Source organism: Streptacidiphilus jiangxiensis (assembly GCF_900109465.1).
Lineage (GTDB): Bacteria > Actinomycetota > Actinomycetes > Streptomycetales > Streptomycetaceae > Streptacidiphilus > Streptacidiphilus jiangxiensis.
The window spans coordinates 218290-238451 of sequence record NZ_FOAZ01000008.1; the positions used below are offsets into that span (position 1 = coordinate 218290).

Below are 20162 nucleotides of genomic sequence, written 5' to 3' on the forward strand. Positions count from 1 at the left end.
AGAGCCGCGTGACCGTCCGGATCATGCTCGTCGACGACCAGGAGCTGCTGCGCACCGGTTTCCGGATGGTGCTGCAGTCCCAGCCGGACATCGAGATCGTCGCGGAGGCGGGCGACGGCGCGCAGGCGCTGGAGGTGCTCGCCACCGTCGAGGTCGACGTGGTGCTGATGGACGTGCGGATGCCCCGGCTGGACGGAGTCGAGGCGACCCGCCGCATCTGCGACGAGGCGACGCCGCTGGCCTCCCGCCCCAGGGTGCTCATCCTGACCACCTTCGACCTGGACGAGTACGCCTTCTCCGCGCTCAAGGCGGGCGCGAGCGGCTTCCTGCTCAAGGACGTCCCGCCGCCCGAGCTGGTCGCCGCGATCCGCGCCGTCAGCAGCGGGGAGGCGGTCGTCGCGCCGACCACCACCCGCCGCATGATCGACCGCTTCACGGCCGTGCTCCCGGCCGCGGCCGAGCCCAAGCTCACCCCCGAGCTCGAGCGGCTGACCGAGCGCGAACGCGAGGTGCTGCTGCTGGTGGCCCAGGGCCTGTCCAACGGCGAGATCGCCGAGCGCCTGGGCCTGTCCGAGGCCACGGTGAAGACGCACGTGGGCCGCATCCTCACCAAGCTGGAGCTGCGCGACCGCGTCCAGGCCGTGGTCCTCGCCTACGAGACCGGCCTGGTCCGCGCGTCGCGCTGACTCCCGGGCCGCCACCGCGGCACGGTCGGTCAGCGCAGCATCTTCAGGAACTGCCCGAGCGCGTCCTCGATCTCCTCGGGCGACCACTCCAGCGCCGGAGCGGCGACGGTGATCTCGGTGAAGGAGTGGCCCGGCACCGGCGCCGCGCGCCAGCCGCTGAACAGCGCCTGCCGGGTCTCCTCCGCCTGACGCAGCGTCGTCTCGTTGAGCGCGTCGGCCGCGTAGGGCAGCCAGTACTGGAACTGGTGCGTCTGCGGCACCCCCGGATGCACCCGGCTGCCCGGCACCGCGGCCAGCGCCTTCGCCACCACCTTGGCGTGCGCGACGTACGCGTCCAGCCGCGGCAGCTCCTGCTCCAGCCCGATCAGCGCGGCCAGCGCGGCCGGCCACTGCTGCCACAGCTGGCCGCCGTAGCGGTGCCGCCACGCCTTGGCCTGCGCCACGAACTCGGCCGGCCCGGCCACGGCCGCGCCGCTGACACCGCCGAGGGTCTTGTAGAAGGAGACGTAGACGGAGTCCGCCAGGTCCGCGATCTCCGGCAGGGTGCGCCCGAAGTGAGCGGTCGTCTCCCACAGCCGCGCGCCGTCGAAGTGCACGACCGCGTCACGCTCGCGGGCGGCGGCGACGGCGTCGGTCAACTCCTCCCAGCTCGGCAGGACGAATCCGGCGTCCCGGAGCGGCAGCTCCAGCATCAGCGTGCCGAACGGCTCGGCGCAGCCCTCCACCTCGTCCGCGTTCGGCAGCCGCGGCTCCTGGGTCGGCCACACGCTGCGCAACCCGCTCAGCTGGGCGTACGCGTGCCGCTCGTGCACCTCGGGGTGGGCCAGCGGGTGCATGGCCACCAGCGGGTTGCCGGTCCGCTCGGTCCAGCAGCGCAGCGCCACCTGCTGGGCCATCGTGCCGGTGGGGAAGAACGCGGCCGCCTCCATGCCGAGCAGCCCGGCGACCGACTGCTCGAGGGCGGCGACGATCCCGTCGCAGTAGACGTCGGGCCGACCGTCCAGGTCGTAGGCCGCGTGTCCGGCCTCGCCGGACAGCTCGGCGAGGCGCTCCGCGACGCTGCGCGGCCGAGGCCCCGACAGCAGCCGCTCCGCGCCGCGCAGCGCCGCGAAGCGGCGGGAGGCGGGATCGATCGGGGTCGAGTGTTCGTTTGCCATGACGTCAGCCTCGCAGACGCGGGCCCGCACGTCGCCGGACGTGAGTTCATCCGTCCGGTCCGATGACGTACGATCCGCAGCGCCCGTCCTTCCACGCACCAAAGGAACGCACGTGTCCCAAGCGCTCGCCAAGCTGGTGCTGTCCCCCATGACCCGGGTCGTCTACCGCCCGGTCGTGATCGGCCGCGAGAACGTCCCGCGCACCGGGCCGGTGATCATCGCCAGCAACCACCTCGCCGCGATCGACAGCGCGGTCATCCCGCTGGTCGCCCCGCGCCCGGTGGCGTTCCTGGCGAAGGCGGAGTACTTCACCGGGGCGGGTGTGAAGGGCAGGGCCAACAAGGTCTTCTTCTCCTCCATGGGCTCCATCCCGGTCGAGCGCGGTACGCACAGGGCGGCCCAGGCCGCGCTGGACGCGGGCCTGTCCGTGCTCCAGGAGGGTGGCGCGTTCGGCATCTATCCCGAGGGCACGCGCTCGCGCGACGGCCGCCTGTACAAGGGCCGTACCGGTGTCGCCTGGCTCGCGCTGGCCTCGGGCGCGCCGGTGGTCCCGGTGGCGCTGACCGGCACCGAGCGGATCCAGCCCGTGGGCAAGCTGATGCCGCGGATCCGGCGGATCAGGGTGCAGTTCGGCAAGCCGTTGGACTTCTCCGACCGCATCGGGATCTCCCCGGTGGGCCCGGTCCGCCGGGCGATCACGGACGAGATCATGGAGGCGATCCACGCGATGTCGGCGCAGCCTCTTTCGGGTGTCTACAACGAGCACCAGAAGGCAGACGAGTAGGCGGCACACGCTGGGGGCGCGGGGAACTGCGCGACAAGCCACCCTGTGCCGTCAGATCCCGAGCGAGCAGGGCCGTCCGCCTCGGGTGGGTTTCTCGCGCAGTTCCTCGCGCCCCTGGAGGCTGCGCCTCCCTGATAGTGGCTGGCGCCACAGCGAGTGCTCGCCTCGGGGCCGTAAACTTGCCGGGAACGTCTGGTACCTGCTGAGGACTGGAACGGAAACCGCACCATGGACGACCTCGGGCTGCCCGCCTTCGGCGATCCCGACCCCACCGCGCCGGACAACCGGCCCGGGCGCCTTGCCGTCGGCGTCGTCGGGACGGGGCGCGTCGGCCCCGCCCTGGGCGCCGCGCTGCAGTACGCCGGGCACAAGGTCGTCGCCGCCTCCGGCGTCTCCCTCGCGTCCCAGCGCCGCGCGAGCACGCTGCTGCCGGGCGTGCGGCTGGTCAGCCCGCCGCAGGTGATGGCCGCCGCCGACCTGGTCCTGCTCACCGTCCCGGACGACGCACTCGAGGACCTCGTGGCCGGCCTGGCCGCGACCGGCGCCGTGCGGCCCGGACAGATCCTCGTGCACACCTCCGGTGCCAAGGGCATCGCCGTGCTGGAGCCCGCGACCCGCGCGGGCGCGCTGCCGCTCGCGCTGCACCCGGCGATGACCTTCACCGGCACCGCCGTCGACGTCGCCCGTCTCGCCGGCTGCCCCTTCGGGGTGACCGCACCGGAGGAGCTGCGACCGGTCGCGGAGGCGTTGGTCGTCGAGATGGGCGGTGAGCCCGAGTGGATCCCCGAGGAGCGGCGACCGCTCTACCACACCGCGCTCGCCCACGGCTCGAACCACCTGGTCACCCTTGTCGCGCAGGCGATGGAGCTGCTGTCGCGCGCCGGGGTCGCCGAGCCGGGGCAGATGCTCGGCCCGCTGCTCGGCGCCGCGCTCGACAACACGCTCCGCGCCGGGGACCTCGCCCTGACCGGTCCCGTCGCGCGCGGCGACGCGGGCACCGTGCGCACCCACATCGAGCAGCTGCGCGGCACCACGCCGCAGCTGCTGGAGGCCTACCGGGCCATGGCCCGGGCCACCGCGGACCGCGCGCTGGCCAACGGAACGCTCAAGCCCGAGGCCGCCGAGGCCCTGCTGGACGCCCTCGCCGAGGAGAACAACCGATGACCGTCCTGGTGCACACCAAGCGCGAGCTGGAAGCCCAGCCGAAGGCGGGCCTGCGCGCCGTCGTGATGACGATGGGCGCCCTGCACGAGGGCCACGCCACGCTGATCCGCACCGCGCGTGAGCGTGCCGGGGCCGACGGCACGGTCGTCGTCACCGTCTTCGTCAACCCGCTGCAGTTCGGCGCGGGCGAGGACCTGGACCGCTACCCGCGCACCCTCGACGCCGACCTGATGCTGGCCAGCGAGGCCGGCGCCGACGTGGTGTTCGCGCCGGGCGTCGACGAGGTCTACCCGGGCGGCGAGCCGCAGGTGCGGCTGTCCGGCGGGCCGATGGGCACCGGCTACGAGGGCGCCTCGCGCCCGGGCCACTTCGACGGCATGCTGACCGTCGTCGCCAAGCTGCTCCACCTCACCGGGCCCGACGTGGCCTTCTTCGGTGAGAAGGACGGCCAGCAGCTGGCGCTGATCCGGCGCATGGTCGCCGACCTGAACTTCCCGGTGGAGATCGCGGGCGTGCCGACCGTCCGCGAGGCGGACGGGCTGGCGCTGTCCAGCCGCAACCGCTTCCTCGCCGCCGAGGAGCGGGAGCGCGCCCTCGCGCTCTCCCGCGCGCTCTTCGCCGGGCGTGACGCCCGGGCGGCGGGCGCGGCCCCGTCGGCGGTGAAGAAGGCGGCCCAGGCTGTTCTGGAGGCGGCGGGGAGCGGTATCGCCCTCGACTACCTCGGCCTGATCGACCCGTCCGACTTCACCGAGATCGACCGGGAGGACTTCACCGGCGAGGCGGTTCTGGCCGTCGCCGCCAAGGTGGGGTCCACCCGCCTCATCGACAACGTCCGCATCCGGTTCTGACGCCCGTCAGCGCCCACGGCATGTACCCCGACCAGGAGACGTGACCAAGCATGATCCGCACGATGATGAAGTCCAAGATCCACCGCGCCACCGTCACCCAGGCCGACCTGCACTACGTCGGCTCGGTCACGGTGGACGAGGACCTGCTCGACGCCGCCGACATCCTGCCCGGCGAGCTGGTCCACATCGTCGACATCGACAACGGCGCGCGCCTGGAGACCTACACCATCGCGGGCGGGCGCGGCACCGGCGTGATCGGCATCAACGGCGCGGCAGCCCGGCTCGTCCACCCTGGTGACCTGGTGATCCTCATCGCCTACGGTCAGATGGAGGACGCCGAGGCGCGTGCCTTCACGCCGCGTATCGTCTTCGTCGACCGCGACAACCGGATCACCCACACCGGCGCGGACGCCGCCGCTGCTCCAGAGGGCAGCGGCCTGATGCGGGGTGACGCGATCGCCGCGGCCCCCGCCCTCGCTGTACGGAGTCACGAATGAGCAGCAGCACCGCTTCTGTGCGCAGACTCGCCGCCCCGGCGCCGGGTTGGACGACGACCACCGACGTGGTCGTCGTCGGCTCGGGCATCGCGGGCCTGACCACGGCCCTGCGCGTGCGCGCCGCGGGTCTGCGCGTGCTGGTCGTCACCAAGGCGATGCTCGACGACGGCTCCACCCGCTGGGCGCAGGGCGGCATCGCCGCCGCGCTGGGGGAGGGGGACACCCCCGAGCAGCACCTGGAGGACACCCTCGTCGCCGGCGCCGGCCTGTGCGACGAGGACGCCGTCCGGATGCTCGTCACCGAGGGTCCGGGCGCGGTGCGCCGCCTGATCGACACGGGCGCGGCCTTCGACCGCGACGACGAGGGCGAGATCCTGCTGACCCGCGAGGGCGGCCACCACCGCCGCCGCATCGCCCACGCGGGCGGCGACGCCACCGGCGCGGAGATATCGCGTGCGCTGGTCGCCGCGGTGCGCGACGTGCGCGACGACGAGGGCGTGGAGCTGATCGAGCACGCCCTGGTGCTGGACCTGTTGACGGACGCCGAGGGCCGCACCGCGGGCCTGACCCTGCACGTGATGGGCGAGGGCCAGCGCGACGGCGTCGGCGCGGTCCACGCGCGGGCCGTCGTGCTCGCCACCGGCGGCCTCGGCCAGGTCTTCTCCGCCACCACCAACCCGGCGGTCTCCACCGGCGACGGCGTCGCGCTGGCGCTGCGCGCGGGCGCGGAGGTCGCCGACCTGGAGTTCGTGCAGTTCCACCCGACGGTGCTGTGGCTCGGCCCGGACGCGGAGGGCCAGCAGCCGCTGATCTCCGAGGCGGTCCGCGGTGAGGGCGCCCACCTGGTCGATGCCGAGGGCGTCCGCTTCATGGTCGGCCAGCACGAGCTGGCCGAGCTCGCGCCGCGTGACATCGTCGCCAAGGGCATCATGCGGCGGATGCACGAGACCGGCGCGGAGCACATGTTCCTCGACGGCCGCCACTTCGGCGCGGCGATGTGGGAGGAGCGGTTCCCGACCATCCTCGCCTCCTGCCGCTCCCACGGCATCGACCCGGTCACCGAGCTGATCCCGGTCGCCCCGGCCGCGCACTACGCCTCGGGCGGCGTGCGGACCGATCTGCGCGGCCACACCTCCGTCTCCGGCCTCTACGCCTGCGGCGAGGCCGCCTGCACCGGCGTCCACGGCGCGAACCGGCTCGCCTCCAACTCGCTGCTGGAGGGCCTGGTCTTCGCGGAGCGGATCGCGGCGGACATCATCGAGCGCGACCGTCTCGGCAAGCTCGCCCCGCGCCACGAGGACACCACCCGCCCGATCGAGGTCGTCCCGCTGCTGGCCGCGGAGGCGCGGGCGGAGATCCAGCGGGTCATGACGCGGGGTGTCGGCGTGCTGCGGTCGGCGGAGAGCATGGCCACCGCCGTGGAGGGACTGGCCGCACTGTCGGAGCCGGACCCCGAGAAGCACGAGTTCCCCCAGGTCGAGACGTGGGAGGCCACCAACCTCCACCTGGTCGCCTCGGCCCTGGCCGCTGCGGCGCTGCTCCGTGAGGAGACGCGCGGCTGCCACTGGCGCGAGGACGCGCCGGACCGCGACGACGTGAACTGGCGCAGGCACCTGACCACGACCTTGGACGAAGGACGTCTGCAGGTCGGATGAATGCACCACCCAGGGGCGCGGGGAACTGCGCGAGCAACCACCCAGTGCGGATGGCCCTGCTCGTTCGGCGAAATCCCTCCCTGGGTGGCTTGTCGCGCACGCAGTTAACAAGCAGAGCCTCGCGCCCCTGAGTAGTGCAACGAAAGGATTGTTGGACCGTGTCCCACGAAGACCTGCCCCTCATCGAAGACGGCTGCGGCGACGACTGCGCCTGCGGCGAGTACGAGACCGGGCTCGACCCGGAGCTCGCGGCGCTGCTCGAAGCCGCCGACCTGGACCCGGTCGAGGTGGAGGACATCGCCATGATGGCCCTCACCGAGGACCTCGCCGGTGGGGAGGACGTGACGTCCGTCGCGACCGTGCCCGCCGAGGCCGTCGCCACCGCGGACTTCGTCGCGCGGCAGGCCGGCGTCGTCGCGGGCCTGCGGGTCGCCGAGGCGGTGATCTCCCTCGTCGCCGAGGAGGAGTTCTCCGTCGAGCGGCACGTCGAGGACGGCGCGCACGTGGAGCCGGGCACCGTCCTGCTCAGCGTGACCACCCGGACCCGTGACCTGCTCACGGCGGAGCGCTCCGCGCTCAACCTGCTGTGCCACCTGTCCGGCATCGCCACCGCCACCAACGCCTGGGCCAAGGCCCTGGACGGCACCGGCGCCGTCGTCCGCGACACCCGCAAGACCACGCCGGGCCTGCGCGCGCTGGAGAAGTACGCGGTCCGCTGCGGCGGTGGCGCCAACCACCGCATGGCGCTGTCGGACGCCGCGCTGGTCAAGGACAACCACGTCGTCGCCGCGGGCGGTGTCGCCGAGGCGTTCAAGGCTGTGCGTGCCGCCTACCCGGAGCTTGAGGTCGAGGTCGAGGTGGACACCCTGGCGCAGATCCCGCCGGTGCTGGAGGCCGGCGCGGACCTGATCCTGCTGGACAACTTCACCGTCGAGGAGCTGCGCGAGGCCGTCGCGCTGGTCGCGGGCCGCGCCAAGCTGGAGGCCTCCGGCGGGCTGACCCTGGAGACGGCCCGCGCCGTCGGCGAGACCGGTGTCGACTACCTGGCCGTCGGTGCCCTCACGCACTCCTCGCCGGTTCTCGACATCGGCCTCGACCTGCGCGGCTAGCCACACCTTCCCAACGACCCCAAGCTGCGACACCCAGAGAAGGCGCGCGCCCATGCTGCTCACGATCGACGTCGGCAACACCCAGACGGTCCTCGGCATCTTCGACGGCGAGGAGATCGTCGAGCACTGGCGCGTCTCCACCGACCCGCGCCGGACCGCCGACGAGCTGGCGGTGCTGATGCAGGGGCTGATGGGCGCGCACCCGGTGCTGAAGAACGAGGAGGTGGACGGTCTGGCGATCTGCTGCACCGTCCCCACCGTCCTGCACGAGCTGCGTGAGGTGACGCGGCGTTACTACGGCGACGTCCCGGCCGTGCTGGTCGAGCCGGGCGTCAAGACCGGCGTGCACGTGCTGACCGACAACCCGAAGGAGGTCGGCACCGACCGGATCGTCAACACGCTGGCGGCCAAGCACCTCTACGGCGGGCCGTGCATCGTCGTCGACTTCGGTACGGCGACGAGCTTCGACGCGATCAACGAGCGCGGCGACTTCGTCGGCGGGGCGATCGCGCCGGGCATCGAGATCTCGGTGGAGGCGCTCGGGGTCCGCGGCGCGATGCTGCGGAAGATCGAGGTGGCCAGGCCGCGCAGCGTCATCGGCAAGAACACCGTCGAGGCGATGCAGTCCGGCGTGCTGTTCGGCTTCGCCGGGCAGGTGGACGGGATCGTCAACCGGATGGCGGCCGAGCTGGCCGAGAACCCGGACGACGTGCAGGTCATCGCGACGGGCGGGCTGGCCCCGCTGGTGCTGGGCGAGGCGACCAGCATCGACGTCCACGAGCCGTGGCTGACGCTGATCGGGCTGCGCCTCGTGTACGAGCGCAACACAGCGTCCTGATCCTCGGCCTGCTGAGCCGAACGACTGTCAGTTTTCCGGAAGACCCGCCGACATGCGGCGGGTTCATCCGATTTTCCCTTTTCGCTACGTACAGTCGTCCCATGCCTACGCCTCACGGTTCGCGCGGCGGGATGGCCTTCAGCGCGGACGAGCTCCGGGTCCTCCGACGGGCCCTCGCCCACGTGCTCAACCCTCCGACCGGGACGGACTCCAGACCGAGCGCGGCCTCCCGGGCCGCGTGGGTCGAGGACGTCCAGGACATGCTGCGGCTCTCCGAGGCGATCGAGGAGGCGGTCCTCGAAGGCGGCAGGATGCGGGCGTTCGCGCTCGCCGAGCTGGTCCGCTACCGGACCGCCCTGCCCGGCAGCGCGTCGGGCTACCTGCAGCGGCTGGAGGAGGCCGTCGCGGACGGCTACCTGCCGGACTCCGAGGACCTTGCCGCGCTGCGCGCGCTGAACGCAATGCCGTGTGCCCAGTCCGAGCACAACCGGCGGGCGCTGCTGCGCAAGCGCTGCGCGGAGCTGGCGGAGGCGGGGGTCCGCCGCCGGCTCGACGCGCCGGGCGGCCCCGGCGTGCCGCCACCTGCCGGGCCTCCGACGGTGGCCGCGGCCACGGTCCTGCCCACGGTGGTGGCGCTGGCCGCGCCCCGCACGCCGGCCGTTCCGGCCGTGCACGCCGCAGCGCAGGTCGCCGCCAACGCCGCAGCGCACGCCCCGCAGGAGATCCCGCGTCCGCCGCGGATCGCCAGCGTGTCGATCGGGGGGAAGGTGGCGGACTTCGCGCGGGCGAACCGCCCGACCAGGCTGCGTGAGCCGGGCTCGGTCGAGCACGGTCGCGCGGAGTCGTATCCCCTGCCCATCCGACGTGGAGGAACGAGCGACATGAGCAGCAGCACCGAGCACCCCGCCCCGGGCCGTCCCGCGGCGCCGCAGGGCCGACCGAAGCCGAAGGAGGGGGAGGAGCGTCCGGTCCGGCCCATCCCCACGCCGGGTGACCTCTTCCCGCGCGGTGTCCGCCCGGAGCCCGGCCAGGACGAGGAGCTGGCCACCGGAACCGGCTGACGGACTGTCCGACCGGGCCGCTCCGGCCCCGTGATCTGCGCGTTCCTGGCGGGCGCGCAGATCACGTTTTGGCCACTGGCCTGGTTCGGCGGGTGCCCGAGGTGGTTGGATCTTGACTGATTCTTACCCCATTCTCACCGGGAACCCTTCATGGTCTTCGCCCGCGCGCGAGGAGCGGTCCGCTTCGGAGCCGTCGCCGCCGCCGTCCTGATATCCGGCGGCGTGGCCGCCCTCCCCGCGCAGGCGGCCGGGGGTGACCACTTCGCCGCGCTCGTCAGCGCGTCCGACCTGACGCTGCTGCCGCAGAGCTCGGGCGCCCAGGCGCAGCGTTTCCACCAGGTCGGCCTGGTGATCATGGGCGAGACGGCGCCGCTGACCGGGGTCGCCGTCACCGTGGACGCGAGCGGCGCCACCGGGGTCGCCGAGCTGTCCCTGGGCAAGGGCTGCTCCTTCACCGACGCCGCCAAGCTGCACGAGCGTTGCGTCGTCGGCACGGTGGACACCATCGCCGAGCTGGAGGTCGGGCTCCGTTCGGCGTCCGGCGCGGCGCTCGGCGCCAAGGGCACGGTGCGCTTCGCGGTCACCGCCGCCCACGCCACCGTCGACCCGGACAACCCGCCGCTGACCACCGCCGTCACCGTCGGCTCCGGGCCGGACCTCGCCGTGGGCACGCTGCCCACCGTGCTGGACGTCCGGTCGGGCGGCCCCTCCCCGGTCGACCCGACCGTGCAGAACGTCGGCGACCAGGACGCGACGGGCGGCCTCACCCTGGTCCTCGGCACCGCGGGGGGCAACTTCACGCTCGGCGGCAACTACTCCAACTGCCGCTACGACAACGGCGCCGGCTCGGTCGTCTGCCACTTCGACACCGTGATCAAGCCGGGCGAGGCCTACCGGCTGTCCACCCCCGTGCCGCTGACCGCCGACCGGAACGCGGTGGGCGCCGACGCCCTGCTCTACGGCTGGGACGTCAAGGGCGGCCTCGTCGAGCAGCAGCTCGGCGGGGGCGGCAAGCCCGGCACGGGCGCGCCGCTGACACTGGTGCCCGCCGGGCCGTCGATCTCGGCCAGGGCCAAGGCCGACATCAACTACGACAACAACGTCGGCGTCTCCGAGCTGCGGCTGGTGACCAAGGACGACGTGGCCGTCGTGGCCCCGCACACGATCACCGGCACCGTCGGGCACACCGTCCCGGCGACCTTCGGCGTGCGCAACGTCGGTTCCGTCCCGACCCACGTGCTGGCGGGCAGCCCGGGCATCACCGCGGGCGTCGTGGTGGTCGTGCCGAAGGGCGTCTCCGTCGCCTCGCTCCCGGCAGGCTGCGAGCTCATCTCCCCGGACGCGGCCTCCTCCGTCGCCGGCACCACCGGGCACCTGCGCGGCCTGCTGGCCGAGGGCCACTTCGGTGCGCACGCCTTGGCCCCCTCCGCCGCGGCCGGCGACCCGTCCGCCCTCGACGGCACGCCCTACGCCTGCGCGGTGCGGCACGTGCTGAAGCCGGGCCAGCAGGCCGTCTTCGCCTTCCAGCTGAAGCCCACCCGGGTGCTGCGGAAGGCGCCCGGGCTCGCCATCGCCGTCGGCGCGCCGACCGACCGCAACCCGGACGACAACGTGGCCGGATTCACCGTGACCGCGACCGGGTCCACCACCACGCCCACCGCGACGCCGACCCACGCGGCCACCCCGTCCGCCTCGCCGTCGTCCCCCTCCGGCGGCCTCGCCCACACCGGTGGCGGTTCCTCCGCCCTCCCGCTCGCCGCGGCCGGCGCGGGCGCGATCGTCCTGGGCGCGGGCGCGGTCCTGCTGACCCGCCGGCGCCGCAAGGTTGACAGTCGGTCATGAATCCGGTGAGATCCGCCTGATTCTTTGCGGTCGCCTGTCCAGGACTGTCCGCTTGTGGTGTAAGCGCCCCCGCCTAGAGTGCACCTGCTCGTCAGCATTCGCTGACGAGCGGACACCAGGGGGAGACAGCATGACGCACTCAACCATCCGGCGGGTCGGGGCGGCCGCTGTCGCGCTGACGGCCGCCGTCGGCGCGGCGATGGCGGTGCCCGCCGGCGCGGAGGCGGCCGCCGGCGCCAAGGGCCGGTTCTTCGTCGAGACGGGCTTCCCGCGCACCGTTCCCGTCCGCACCGGCGGGAACGGCGCGCAGTTCCGCGCCCTCTCGCTGCAGATCGTCTCCCCGGGCCACCGGGAGCTCGACGGCGTGCGGGTCGCCGTGGACGCCACCGGCGTCAAGGGGTTCGGCGAGCTCGCGCAGCCGGCCCACGGCTGCGTCTGGACCCGCTCCGACCACCTGCACGAGACCTGCACCCTGGGGAACCTGCCCGGCGGCTTCGCGAACTTCCTGGTCGGCGTCCGTGCCACCACGGCGGCCAAGGCCGGGCAGAGCGGCCAGGTGGTCTTCAAGGTCACCAGCAGCAACGCCACCGAGGAGGTGTTCGGGAACGTCCCGGACCGGGTCGCCGTCACCGTCGCGGACGGTCCGGACATCGCGGTCCGCGACCTCGGCGCGACCTACCGGGTCAAGCCCGGCCGGAACGATGCGCTGCCGATCAGCATCACCAACGTGGGCAGCGGGGTCGCCACCGACCCGGTGGTCTTCGTCCGCGACGAGTACGGGGCGATGACCCTGCTCGGGAACCACAGCAACTGCGTGTACGCCAGCGAGTCGGGCAAGCGGCTCGGCGCCTACTGCGACTTCCCGGGCGTCACGCTGCAGCCGGGGCAGACCATGTCCCTGTCCGACCCGTTCACGCTGGCCGTCCCCAAGGGCTCCCACGGGGACGAGGTCCAGTACGGCGCGGACCTCGCCGGTGCGGACTGGATCGGTGTGCCCGACGGCAAGCCCGGCACCGGCGCGCCGGTCACCCTGGTGCCGGGCGGCACGCCCGCCGGCGCCGCGTCGCCGCGCGTCGCCGCCGCGGGCGACATCGACCCGTACAACGGGCTGTACTACACCAACCTCGACACCGGCCTGACGGCCGACATCGCCGCGGTGACCTCCTCGGTCCGCACGGTCGTCGGCCGGTCGGCCGCGATCACGGTGGCCGTGAAGAACACCGGCACCGTGCCGTACAGCTCGAAGGTCCAGGTCGGAGGGGGCCTCACCGGCACCGTCGGCGCCTACCTGTACGTCCCGGCCGGTGTGACGGTGCTGAGCATGCCGAAGGGCTGCCACCCGGAGCAGTCGGGTCCCGACGCGGTCGGTGCGGAGCGGGCCGAGGCGGCGCCGCAGGCGCTCGGTTACGCCTGCGTCACCGCCGCGGCGCTGGCCCCCAGGCACACGGTGGCCTGGCGCTTCGTCGTCAAGGCGGCCAAGCCGGTCACCGCGGCGCCCTTCGAGGTGGTGACCCTCGGGCCGGAGAGCCCGGCGGCGAACCCCGCCGACGACCACCGCTGGGCCACCTTCACCGCGAGCAAGCCGACCCGCCGCGCCTGACCGCGCGTCGCGCAGCAGAGCTCACAGAAGACATCAGGAAAGAGATGGGGGAGAACATGAGAAGCATCCGCACGGGACGCAAGGCGGCCGTCGCAGCCGTCGTCGTCGCCACCGGCGCGCTGGGCCTCGGTGTCGCGGCCCCGGCCGCCACCGCCGCCACGCAGCCGACGATCACCCTCGATCGGGTCGCCCCGCTCGCGCTCGCGCTGACCGGTGCCCAGAGCCCGCAGCTGAACTGGACGTTCCACCGCAACCTCGGCTTCCGCAACGTCGACGTCAAGGTCGACGCCCGAGGGCTGGCCAAGGTCGGCAAGGTCGCCTTCTCGGGCGAGTGCACCGCGCACGGCCTGGTGGCGGACTGCGCCGAGTACTGGCCGGTCGACGGCACCGGCATGGGTGGGAACGCGCCGTTCACGGTGACCCCGTTCAAGGGCGTCAAGCTCGGCACCACCGGCGGCTACACCGTCAGCGGCAGCGCGCCGGGCCTCGTCGTCAAGGGCGGCTCCGGTGTCGTCACCGTCGGCGGCCCCGCGTACAACCTGGCCCCGCTCGGTCAGTTCAAGAACGAGAAGGTCGGCGCGGTGGTCAGCCAGCCGATCACCTTCGGCAACGTCGGCGACCGCCCGGCGAACGGCTCGGACGTGGCCCTGGTGCTGTCGCCCGGCCTGAGCTTCACCCAGCACTACAGCAACTGCCGTTACCGTTCGGACGTCCAGGGCGGCGTCCGGGTCGAGGACGCGGCCGTGTGCCACTTCCGCGACTGGATGCGGATCGGCGAGAAGGTCACCTTCGCCCAGCCGGTGCGCACCAAGGTGACGCCGCGGGCGATGTGGACCTACCTGGACGTCCAGGCCGCCCCCGCGGGCAGCCCCTCGCTGGCCTGGGCGACCTCGTCGCAGCCCACCAGCCGCTGGACGCAGGGCCGCGGCCCGGCCCTCGGCCTCAAGCGGCTCGTCGTCGGCAAGGCCTCCTCGGTACCGGCCGGCACGGCCCAGTTGATGTCCGAGAACCAGGGCTACGGTGTCGAGTCCGTCACCGCCCGCAACGGTGCGGACTACGGAGTCACCGGCAGCAGCGCCAAGGCGGCCGCCGGTCACGACGTGACCATGAGCTTCTCGGTCACCAACCACGGCCCGGCCGTGCTCTACGACCGCAGCGGTGGCGAGGCCACCCCGTACGTGAAGCTCACCGCCCCGGCCGGGACCACCGTCGTCGGCGGCCCGGAGTGCGGTCAGGGGACGGACAGCGCCTGGTACTGCTCGGCCGGGCTGAAGGCGATCCTCTCCTTCCCGGGCGACACCTACCACTTCACGGTCACCTTCCACGTGGACACGGTCGTGCCGCAGGCCCGCGGCCAGGTGCAGCTGGTCTGGGGCGGTGGCGCCCCGAGCACCACGCTGCCGTTCGACCCGAACCCGAAGAACAACACCGCTCCCCTGATCCTGAACTGACGTACGATCACCCCGGCGGTTGTTGATCAACGGCCGCCGGGTTCGATCGACAGGGGGTCCCCGTGAGGGGAATGAGAGTTATCGGTCGTGTCGCGGGAGCGGGCCTCGCCGCGGTGGTGGCCGCGACGGGCCTCGTGTCCGCCGCGCCCGCGGCGAACGCCGCAGGGCGGCCGGGGCCGGTGGTCCAGGGACCGCCCGTGGCGGTCGCGCTGAGTGCGACGCAGGCGCCGTCGGCCTTCGTGGCGCCGCAGTTCCGCACCACCGCCTTCGCCACCTTCCACACCCCGGCCACCGTCACCATCGACGCGCGCGGGCTCGCCCAGGTGGCGCAGGTGCGTTTCGGGGCCGGCTGCGTGGCCAAGGGCCTGGTCGCCACCTGCGCCGACACCTTGGACGGCGACGGGGCGTCCGACGGCCGGATCCTCAGTCGCACCGGCTTCACGGCGTCCATCCGGGCAGGCGTCAAGCCCGGCGCGCACGGCAGCTACGTCATCCGGGCCACCAGCCCGCTGTGGCACGGCAGCGTGACCCAGGACGGCCAGGTGCAGATCGGTGCGCCGAAGCTGCTCCCGGCCCCGCTGGTGGACCACCAGGGCCTGACGGTCGGCTCGACCGTCTCCGAGCAGGTCTCCTTCACCAACCATGGTGACCGGCCCTCCGCCGGGGCGGAGGTCCTGCTCCAGCTCACGCCGGGCATGAGCTTCGCCCGGAGCTACCGCAACTGCGACTACGTCAGCCCGACCGGCTGGGACTTCAGCATGGCGCTGTGCCACTTCCCCGGCACGACCGTCGTGCCCGGTGAGACGGTGGCGTTCGCCCAGCCGGTCGCCTTCAAGGTCGGACGGACCGTCCGCGACGCCGGGCTCCGGGTCGTCACGCTGCCGGACGCCGACCCGAACTTCGCCCTCTGGGGTGGCACCGTCCACCGCGGGACCGGCGCGCCGCTCGGTCTGAAGGTCGTGCGCCGCGGTCCGGTCACCCGCGTCACACCGAGCCACCTCCCCACCATCGGGAGCGCGTCCCTCCTCGGCACCATCGCCCACTTCTGGGCCCGCAACACCTCGGACCTGGGCCTCGCGGTCGGCGCGCTCCACGGCAAGCAGGGCGACGTCGTCACCGCGGACGTCGTGCTGTTCAACAACGGCCCGGCCGGCGTCTGGAACGACCCCCGGATCGGGTTCCGCTTCGTCGCCCCGCCCGGCACCTCGGTGACCTCCCCCGGCGGCAACTGCCACCTGGAGAACCCCGCCGTCGCGGGCACGTACGTCTGCGACAACGCCGCCGGCCTCCTCTTCGCGCCGAACGGCCGGGTCGACTGGCCGTTCCAGCTCCGGGTCGACCGGGTGCTCCCGGGCGCCACGGGCCGGGTGGAGCTCCTGAGCCACCTCCCGTACGACCCGAACCCGCGCAACGACAGCGCGCCGGTGGTCCTGAACTAGCGCCCACCCCCGTGCCCCGCCACCCGTGCAGCTTTAACGGGTGGCGGGGCACTGCCGTGCGATCGATACCCTGGTGGGGTGAGCGATCAGCAGACCCCCGCAGCCCCGGCCGCAGCAGGCGCCGACGACCTTCCCGAGCAGATGCGCGTGCGGCGCGAGAAGCTGGAGCGGCTCAAGGCCGCCGGCGTCGACCCGTACCCCGTCGGGTTCCCGCGCACCAGCACGCTGGCCGACCTGCGGGCGGCGTACCCCGGCCTGGAGCCGGACACCGCCACGGGCGAGCGCGCCGGGGTGACCGGCCGCGTCATGCTGAGCCGTACCGGCGGCAAGCTCTGCTTCGCCACGCTGCGCGACGGCACCGGCGACCTGCAGGTCATGCTCTCGCTCGACAAGCTCGGCGAGGAGCGCCTCGCGCAGTGGAAGGCCGACATCGACCTCGGCGACCACGTGGGTGTCGAGGGCGAGGTGATCACCTCCCGCCGCGGCGAGCTGTCGATCATGGTCGACCGCTGGGAGCTCACCGCCAAGTGCCTGCGCCCGCTGCCGGAGAAGCACAAGGGTCTGGCCGACCCCGAGGCCCGCGTGCGTCAGCGCTACGTCGACCTCATCGTCAACCCCGAGGCCCGCGAGATGATGCAGCTGCGCGTCCGCGTGCTGCGCTCGCTGCGCGACACCTTCGAGCGCCGCGGCTTCCTCGAGGTCGAGACGCCGATGCTGCAGCCGATCCACGGCGGCGCCAACGCGCGTCCGTTCACCACGCACATCAACGCGTACGACATGACGCTCTACCTGCGCATCGCCACCGAGCTCTACCTCAAGCGGCTCATGGTCGGCGGTGTGGAGAAGGTCTTCGAGATCAACCGGAACTTCCGCAACGAGGGCGCCGACGCGACCCACAACCCGGAGTTCACCGCGATCGAGTCCTACGAGGCCTACGGCGACTACGACACCCAGGCCGAGCTGACCCGCGACCTGATCCTGAACGCGGCCAAGGACGCGCTGGGCACCACCGTCATCAAGGGCGTGGACCAGCACGGCGAGGAGGTCGAGATCGACCTGGCCGAGCCGTGGGAGGAGGTCAGCGTCTACCCGGGCATCAGTGCCCACCTCGGCGTCGAGGTGACCCCGGAGACCTCCGTGGACGAGCTGCGCAAGCTCGCCGACGAGCACGGCGTGCCCTACGAGAAGAAGTGGGGCCACGGTCAGCTGATCCTGGAGTTCGTCGAGCGCCTGCTGGAGCACAACGCGGTCAAGCCGACCTTCATCCGGGACTACCCGACCGAGGTCTCCCCGCTGACCCGCAAGCACCGCTCCCTCGACGGCGTGGCCGAGAAGTGGGACCTGGTGATCTTCGGCAAGGAGATCGCCACCGCCTACTCCGAGCTGATCGACCCGGTCGACCAGCGCGAGCGGCTGACCCAGCAGTCCCTGCTGGCGGCCGGCGGCGACGTCGAGGCGATGCAGGTGGACGAGGACTTCCTGCGGGCCCTGGAGTACGGCATGCCGCCCACCGGCGGGATGGGCCTGGGCGTGGACCGACTGGTCATGCTGCTGACCAACAAGTCGATCCGGGAGACCCTCCTCTTCCCGCTCGTGAAGCCCGAGTAGAGTCGAGCCCATGCAGTACATCGAGGCTCTGACTCCGCCCGTGGTGATGGCGATCGCCTTCGGCTTCATGATCCGCACGCTCTTCCGCAACCAGGGCGGTGCGAACGCGTCCAAGGAGGACGCCGTCGCCGAGGCCATCACGTCCGCCCAGGAGTAGCGCGACCGGTGAGGGGTGCGGGGCGACGCCCCGCACCCCTCACTGTTGTGGATTAATTCGGGCAAAAGTGATATTTGCCTTGTCATGGTGCGCCCACTCGGTGAACTCGAGAACGACGTCATGACCCGGCTCTGGCAGTGGAACCGGCTCGCCACCGTTCGCGAGGTTCTGGAGGATCTCCAGCGGGAACGTGAGATCGCATACACCACGGTGATGACCGTGATGGACAAGCTGTTCCAGAAGGGCTGGCTACGCCGGGAACAAGAAGGCCGCGCCTATCGATATGCGCCGGTCTCCACCCGCGAGGCGTATACCGCGGCCTTGATGAACGACGCCTGGGAGACGAGTGACAACCCGGCGGCGGCCCTGGTGCACTTCTTCGGCATGATGTCGCCGGAGCAGCAGGAGGCGCTCGGCGACGCGCTGCGGATCTTCGCGCCTTCCATCTTCCCCGCCGATATCGATGCGCAGGAGGAAGGTGGAGCACGGTAGCGTCTGCCCATGCAGGTCACCATCCGCCGTGCGCGGACCGCCGATGTGTCTTCGATCCGACGCCTGGTGGACGGGTACGCCCGCGAACGGATCCTGCTCAACAAGCCGACGGTCACCCTCTACGAGTCGCTCCAGGAGTTCTGGGTCGCGGAACGCGACGACAACGCGGAGGTCGTCGCCTGCGGCGCGCTGCACGTGATGTGGGAGGACCTCGCCGAGGTCCGCACGCTGGCGGTGGACCCTTCCTGTCGCGGAACCGGCATCGGCCACCTGCTGCTGCGGAAGCTGGTCGACACCGCCCGCTGGATCGGTGTGCGTCGTATTTTCTGCCTGACGTTCGAAGTCGAGTTCTTCGGCAAACACGGCTTCCAGGAGATCGCCTCGACTCCGGTCGACGCCGGCGTGTACGACGAGCTCTTGCGCAGCTACGACGAAGGCGTCGCGGAGTTCCTGGATCTGGAACGCGTCAAGCCGAACACCCTCGGCAACACCCGGATGCTCCTGCATCTGTGAGAGATGAGTTCTCCAAGGCCGGTTGAATTTTTCGCGGAAAGACGGTTTGCTTTCCTACGAGTAATCCAGGCTTTTGAGGAAAGGGACACCCGTGGCGCAGAAGGTCCAGGTCCTTCTTGTCGACGATCTCGAAGGCGGCGAGGCGGACGAGACGGTCACGTTCGCCCTCGACGGGGTTGCCTACGAGATCGACCTCACCACCGCGAATGCGGGCAAGCTGCGCGAGCTGCTGGCCCCCTACACCGACAAGGGCCGCAAGCAGAGCGGCCGCTCCGCCGGCGGCCGCGGCCGTGGCCGCACCGCCGCCGCGCCGCGTCCGGTCGGTGGCAACCCGGACACCGCCAAGATGCGGGCCTGGGCCAAGGAGCAGGGCTTCGAGGTCAACGAGCGGGGCCGCGTGCCCAGCAACATCAAGGAAGCCTACGAGAAGGCGCACGGCTGAGACCGCTCCTGGGGCTGAGCAGGAGCTGAAGCCGGGCGCAGGCGTCGGCGCAGGTGTCGAGCAGGCGGACCACCGGTTCCGGTGAGGGCGTCCCGCCCGGCCGGAGCCGCAGTGCCCCGGCGGCAGTCCCGGCGGGCGTGTTCCGCAGGACGCCGTGCAGGTGCCCCCAGCCGAGCCAGTGGAGCAGCCCCGGCAGTTCCTCGCCCGCACCGGGCGGCAGGGGCAGCAGCAGGCGCCCGCCCAGCGTCCAGACGGCACCGGTCGGTCGGCCGCGCAGGTCCATCCGGGCCAGCGCGAGCAGGCCGGCGGTCAGTGGCACGTCGAGCAGGTCGCAGCTCCCCGGAGGGGGAGTGGCGGCCTGCTGTGCTGAGAAGGGCACGAATTCATCAACCGGAAGTCTCTGCTTCCGGTTACGCTCGACTTAGGGATTCGTCCCAAAGGTCGACGGACCAGGTGCCCGCGGGATTCCTCGGTCAGCGAACACCGGACGGAGTCACCCGCGCGTCACCGAGGTCGGGACGGGGTACGCCACAGGGTATGAATGCCCAAGTGGGACGCCCGGTGTCGCGGCGTCGCGGCGTGTCGGTGACGCCCTTAGGGGCGCGTTCGCCGTCGGCGTAGCGATTCCAGGTGGATCTGCCTGGCCTGCGGGAACACCATCCCGCAGCATTCGGTTGGAGTCATTGTCGGCCGTCGCACGGTCCCCCACCAGCGGGTGTCGACGGTTGGAGTGAGGAGCTGTTCCGGCCTCCGGGACTAGCATGCGGTAGGACAGGGAGGGGATTTTCCCTCACTGCCCCGACCGCTCTGAGGAGCGAT

Annotated in this window: 20 protein-coding genes; 18 read left to right on the forward strand and 2 right to left on the reverse strand. The window is 72.3% G+C overall.

Annotation, left to right across the window (positions count from 1 at the left end; translation table 11 throughout):
- Positions 1–8 precede the first annotated feature (8 nt).
- Positions 9–686 (forward strand): response regulator, encoded by a 678-nt coding sequence (locus BMY61_RS17585; RefSeq protein ID WP_042452158.1) that lies wholly within the window; start codon positions 9–11, stop codon positions 684–686.
- 29 nt (positions 687–715) lie between these two features.
- Here the strand turns inward: BMY61_RS17585 and BMY61_RS17590 are convergent, their stop codons facing one another.
- Positions 716–1843 carry a threonine aldolase family protein gene (locus tag BMY61_RS17590; protein WP_042452156.1) on the reverse strand — a complete coding sequence of 376 codons (1128 nt, stop codon included), beginning with the start codon at positions 1841–1843 and terminating at the stop codon, positions 716–718.
- Positions 1844–1955: 112 nt separating this feature from the next.
- On the opposite strand from BMY61_RS17590, the gene BMY61_RS17595 reads away from it, so the two are divergent.
- From BMY61_RS17595 to BMY61_RS17670, 17 genes are all read left to right on the forward strand, one after another.
- Positions 1956–2627, forward strand: coding sequence for a lysophospholipid acyltransferase family protein (locus tag BMY61_RS17595; RefSeq protein WP_236656226.1), 672 nt, complete (start codon positions 1956–1958; stop codon positions 2625–2627).
- A 228-nt stretch (positions 2628–2855) separates the two neighbouring features.
- The gene (locus tag BMY61_RS17600) at positions 2856–3791 is read left to right on the forward strand and encodes a Rossmann-like and DUF2520 domain-containing protein (RefSeq protein WP_042452153.1); all 936 of its coding nucleotides are present in this window, start codon (positions 2856–2858) and stop codon (positions 3789–3791) included.
- A complete protein-coding gene (gene panC, locus BMY61_RS17605; RefSeq protein WP_042452150.1) occupies positions 3788–4639 on the forward strand; it encodes a pantoate--beta-alanine ligase in 852 nt (283 codons plus the stop codon). Before BMY61_RS17600 ends, panC begins: the two co-directional genes overlap by 4 nt.
- Positions 4640–4689: 50 nt before the next feature.
- The gene (gene panD / locus BMY61_RS17610) at positions 4690–5136 is read left to right on the forward strand and encodes an aspartate 1-decarboxylase (protein ID WP_042452148.1); all 447 of its coding nucleotides are present in this window, start codon (positions 4690–4692) and stop codon (positions 5134–5136) included.
- The gene (locus tag BMY61_RS17615) at positions 5133–6791 is read left to right on the forward strand and encodes an L-aspartate oxidase (protein WP_042452146.1); all 1659 of its coding nucleotides are present in this window, start codon (positions 5133–5135) and stop codon (positions 6789–6791) included. Before panD ends, BMY61_RS17615 begins: the two co-directional genes overlap by 4 nt.
- A gap of 158 nt (positions 6792–6949) precedes the next feature.
- Positions 6950–7900 (forward strand): carboxylating nicotinate-nucleotide diphosphorylase, encoded by a 951-nt coding sequence (gene nadC / locus BMY61_RS17620; RefSeq protein ID WP_042452145.1) that lies wholly within the window; start codon positions 6950–6952, stop codon positions 7898–7900.
- Between the two features lie 52 nt (positions 7901–7952).
- The gene (locus BMY61_RS17625; protein WP_042426914.1) at positions 7953–8738 is read left to right on the forward strand and encodes a type III pantothenate kinase; all 786 of its coding nucleotides are present in this window, start codon (positions 7953–7955) and stop codon (positions 8736–8738) included.
- A gap of 101 nt (positions 8739–8839) precedes the next feature.
- Positions 8840–9799, forward strand: a complete 960-nt coding sequence (locus BMY61_RS17630; RefSeq protein ID WP_063773312.1) for a hypothetical protein — start codon at positions 8840–8842, stop codon at positions 9797–9799.
- A gap of 150 nt (positions 9800–9949) precedes the next feature.
- The gene (locus tag BMY61_RS17635) at positions 9950–11641 is read left to right on the forward strand and encodes an LPXTG cell wall anchor domain-containing protein (RefSeq protein ID WP_042452142.1); all 1692 of its coding nucleotides are present in this window, start codon (positions 9950–9952) and stop codon (positions 11639–11641) included.
- Positions 11642–11771: 130 nt separating this feature from the next.
- Positions 11772–13241, forward strand: coding sequence for a COG1361 family protein (locus tag BMY61_RS17640; RefSeq protein WP_042452139.1), 1470 nt, complete (start codon positions 11772–11774; stop codon positions 13239–13241).
- Positions 13242–13297: 56 nt separating this feature from the next.
- The gene (locus tag BMY61_RS17645) at positions 13298–14692 is read left to right on the forward strand and encodes a hypothetical protein (protein ID WP_143094402.1); all 1395 of its coding nucleotides are present in this window, start codon (positions 13298–13300) and stop codon (positions 14690–14692) included.
- A gap of 71 nt (positions 14693–14763) precedes the next feature.
- Positions 14764–16131 (forward strand): hypothetical protein, encoded by a 1368-nt coding sequence (locus tag BMY61_RS17650; RefSeq protein WP_143094403.1) that lies wholly within the window; start codon positions 14764–14766, stop codon positions 16129–16131.
- 78 nt (positions 16132–16209) lie between these two features.
- Positions 16210–17739, forward strand: a complete 1530-nt coding sequence (gene lysX / locus BMY61_RS17655; protein WP_075003952.1) for a bifunctional lysylphosphatidylglycerol synthetase/lysine--tRNA ligase LysX — start codon at positions 16210–16212, stop codon at positions 17737–17739.
- Between the two features lie 10 nt (positions 17740–17749).
- On the forward strand, positions 17750–17896 hold the full coding sequence (locus BMY61_RS46265) for a hypothetical protein (protein ID WP_042452132.1): 147 nt from the start codon (positions 17750–17752) through the stop codon (positions 17894–17896).
- 84 nt (positions 17897–17980) lie between these two features.
- Positions 17981–18388, forward strand: a complete 408-nt coding sequence (locus BMY61_RS17660) for a BlaI/MecI/CopY family transcriptional regulator (RefSeq protein WP_042452130.1) — start codon at positions 17981–17983, stop codon at positions 18386–18388.
- Between the two features lie 9 nt (positions 18389–18397).
- Entirely contained in the window at positions 18398–18901 is a 504-nt protein-coding gene (locus tag BMY61_RS17665) for an amino-acid N-acetyltransferase (protein ID WP_042452127.1), read from the forward strand.
- 91 nt (positions 18902–18992) lie between these two features.
- Positions 18993–19343 (forward strand): histone-like nucleoid-structuring protein Lsr2, encoded by a 351-nt coding sequence (locus tag BMY61_RS17670; RefSeq protein WP_042452125.1) that lies wholly within the window; start codon positions 18993–18995, stop codon positions 19341–19343.
- Here the strand turns inward: BMY61_RS17670 and BMY61_RS45025 are convergent.
- Positions 19312–19722 carry a hypothetical protein gene (locus BMY61_RS45025; protein ID WP_143094405.1) on the reverse strand — a complete coding sequence of 137 codons (411 nt, stop codon included), beginning with the start codon at positions 19720–19722 and terminating at the stop codon, positions 19312–19314. The two genes, BMY61_RS17670 and BMY61_RS45025, sit on opposite strands and share 32 nt — an antisense overlap.
- Positions 19723–20162: the final 440 nt, after the last annotated feature.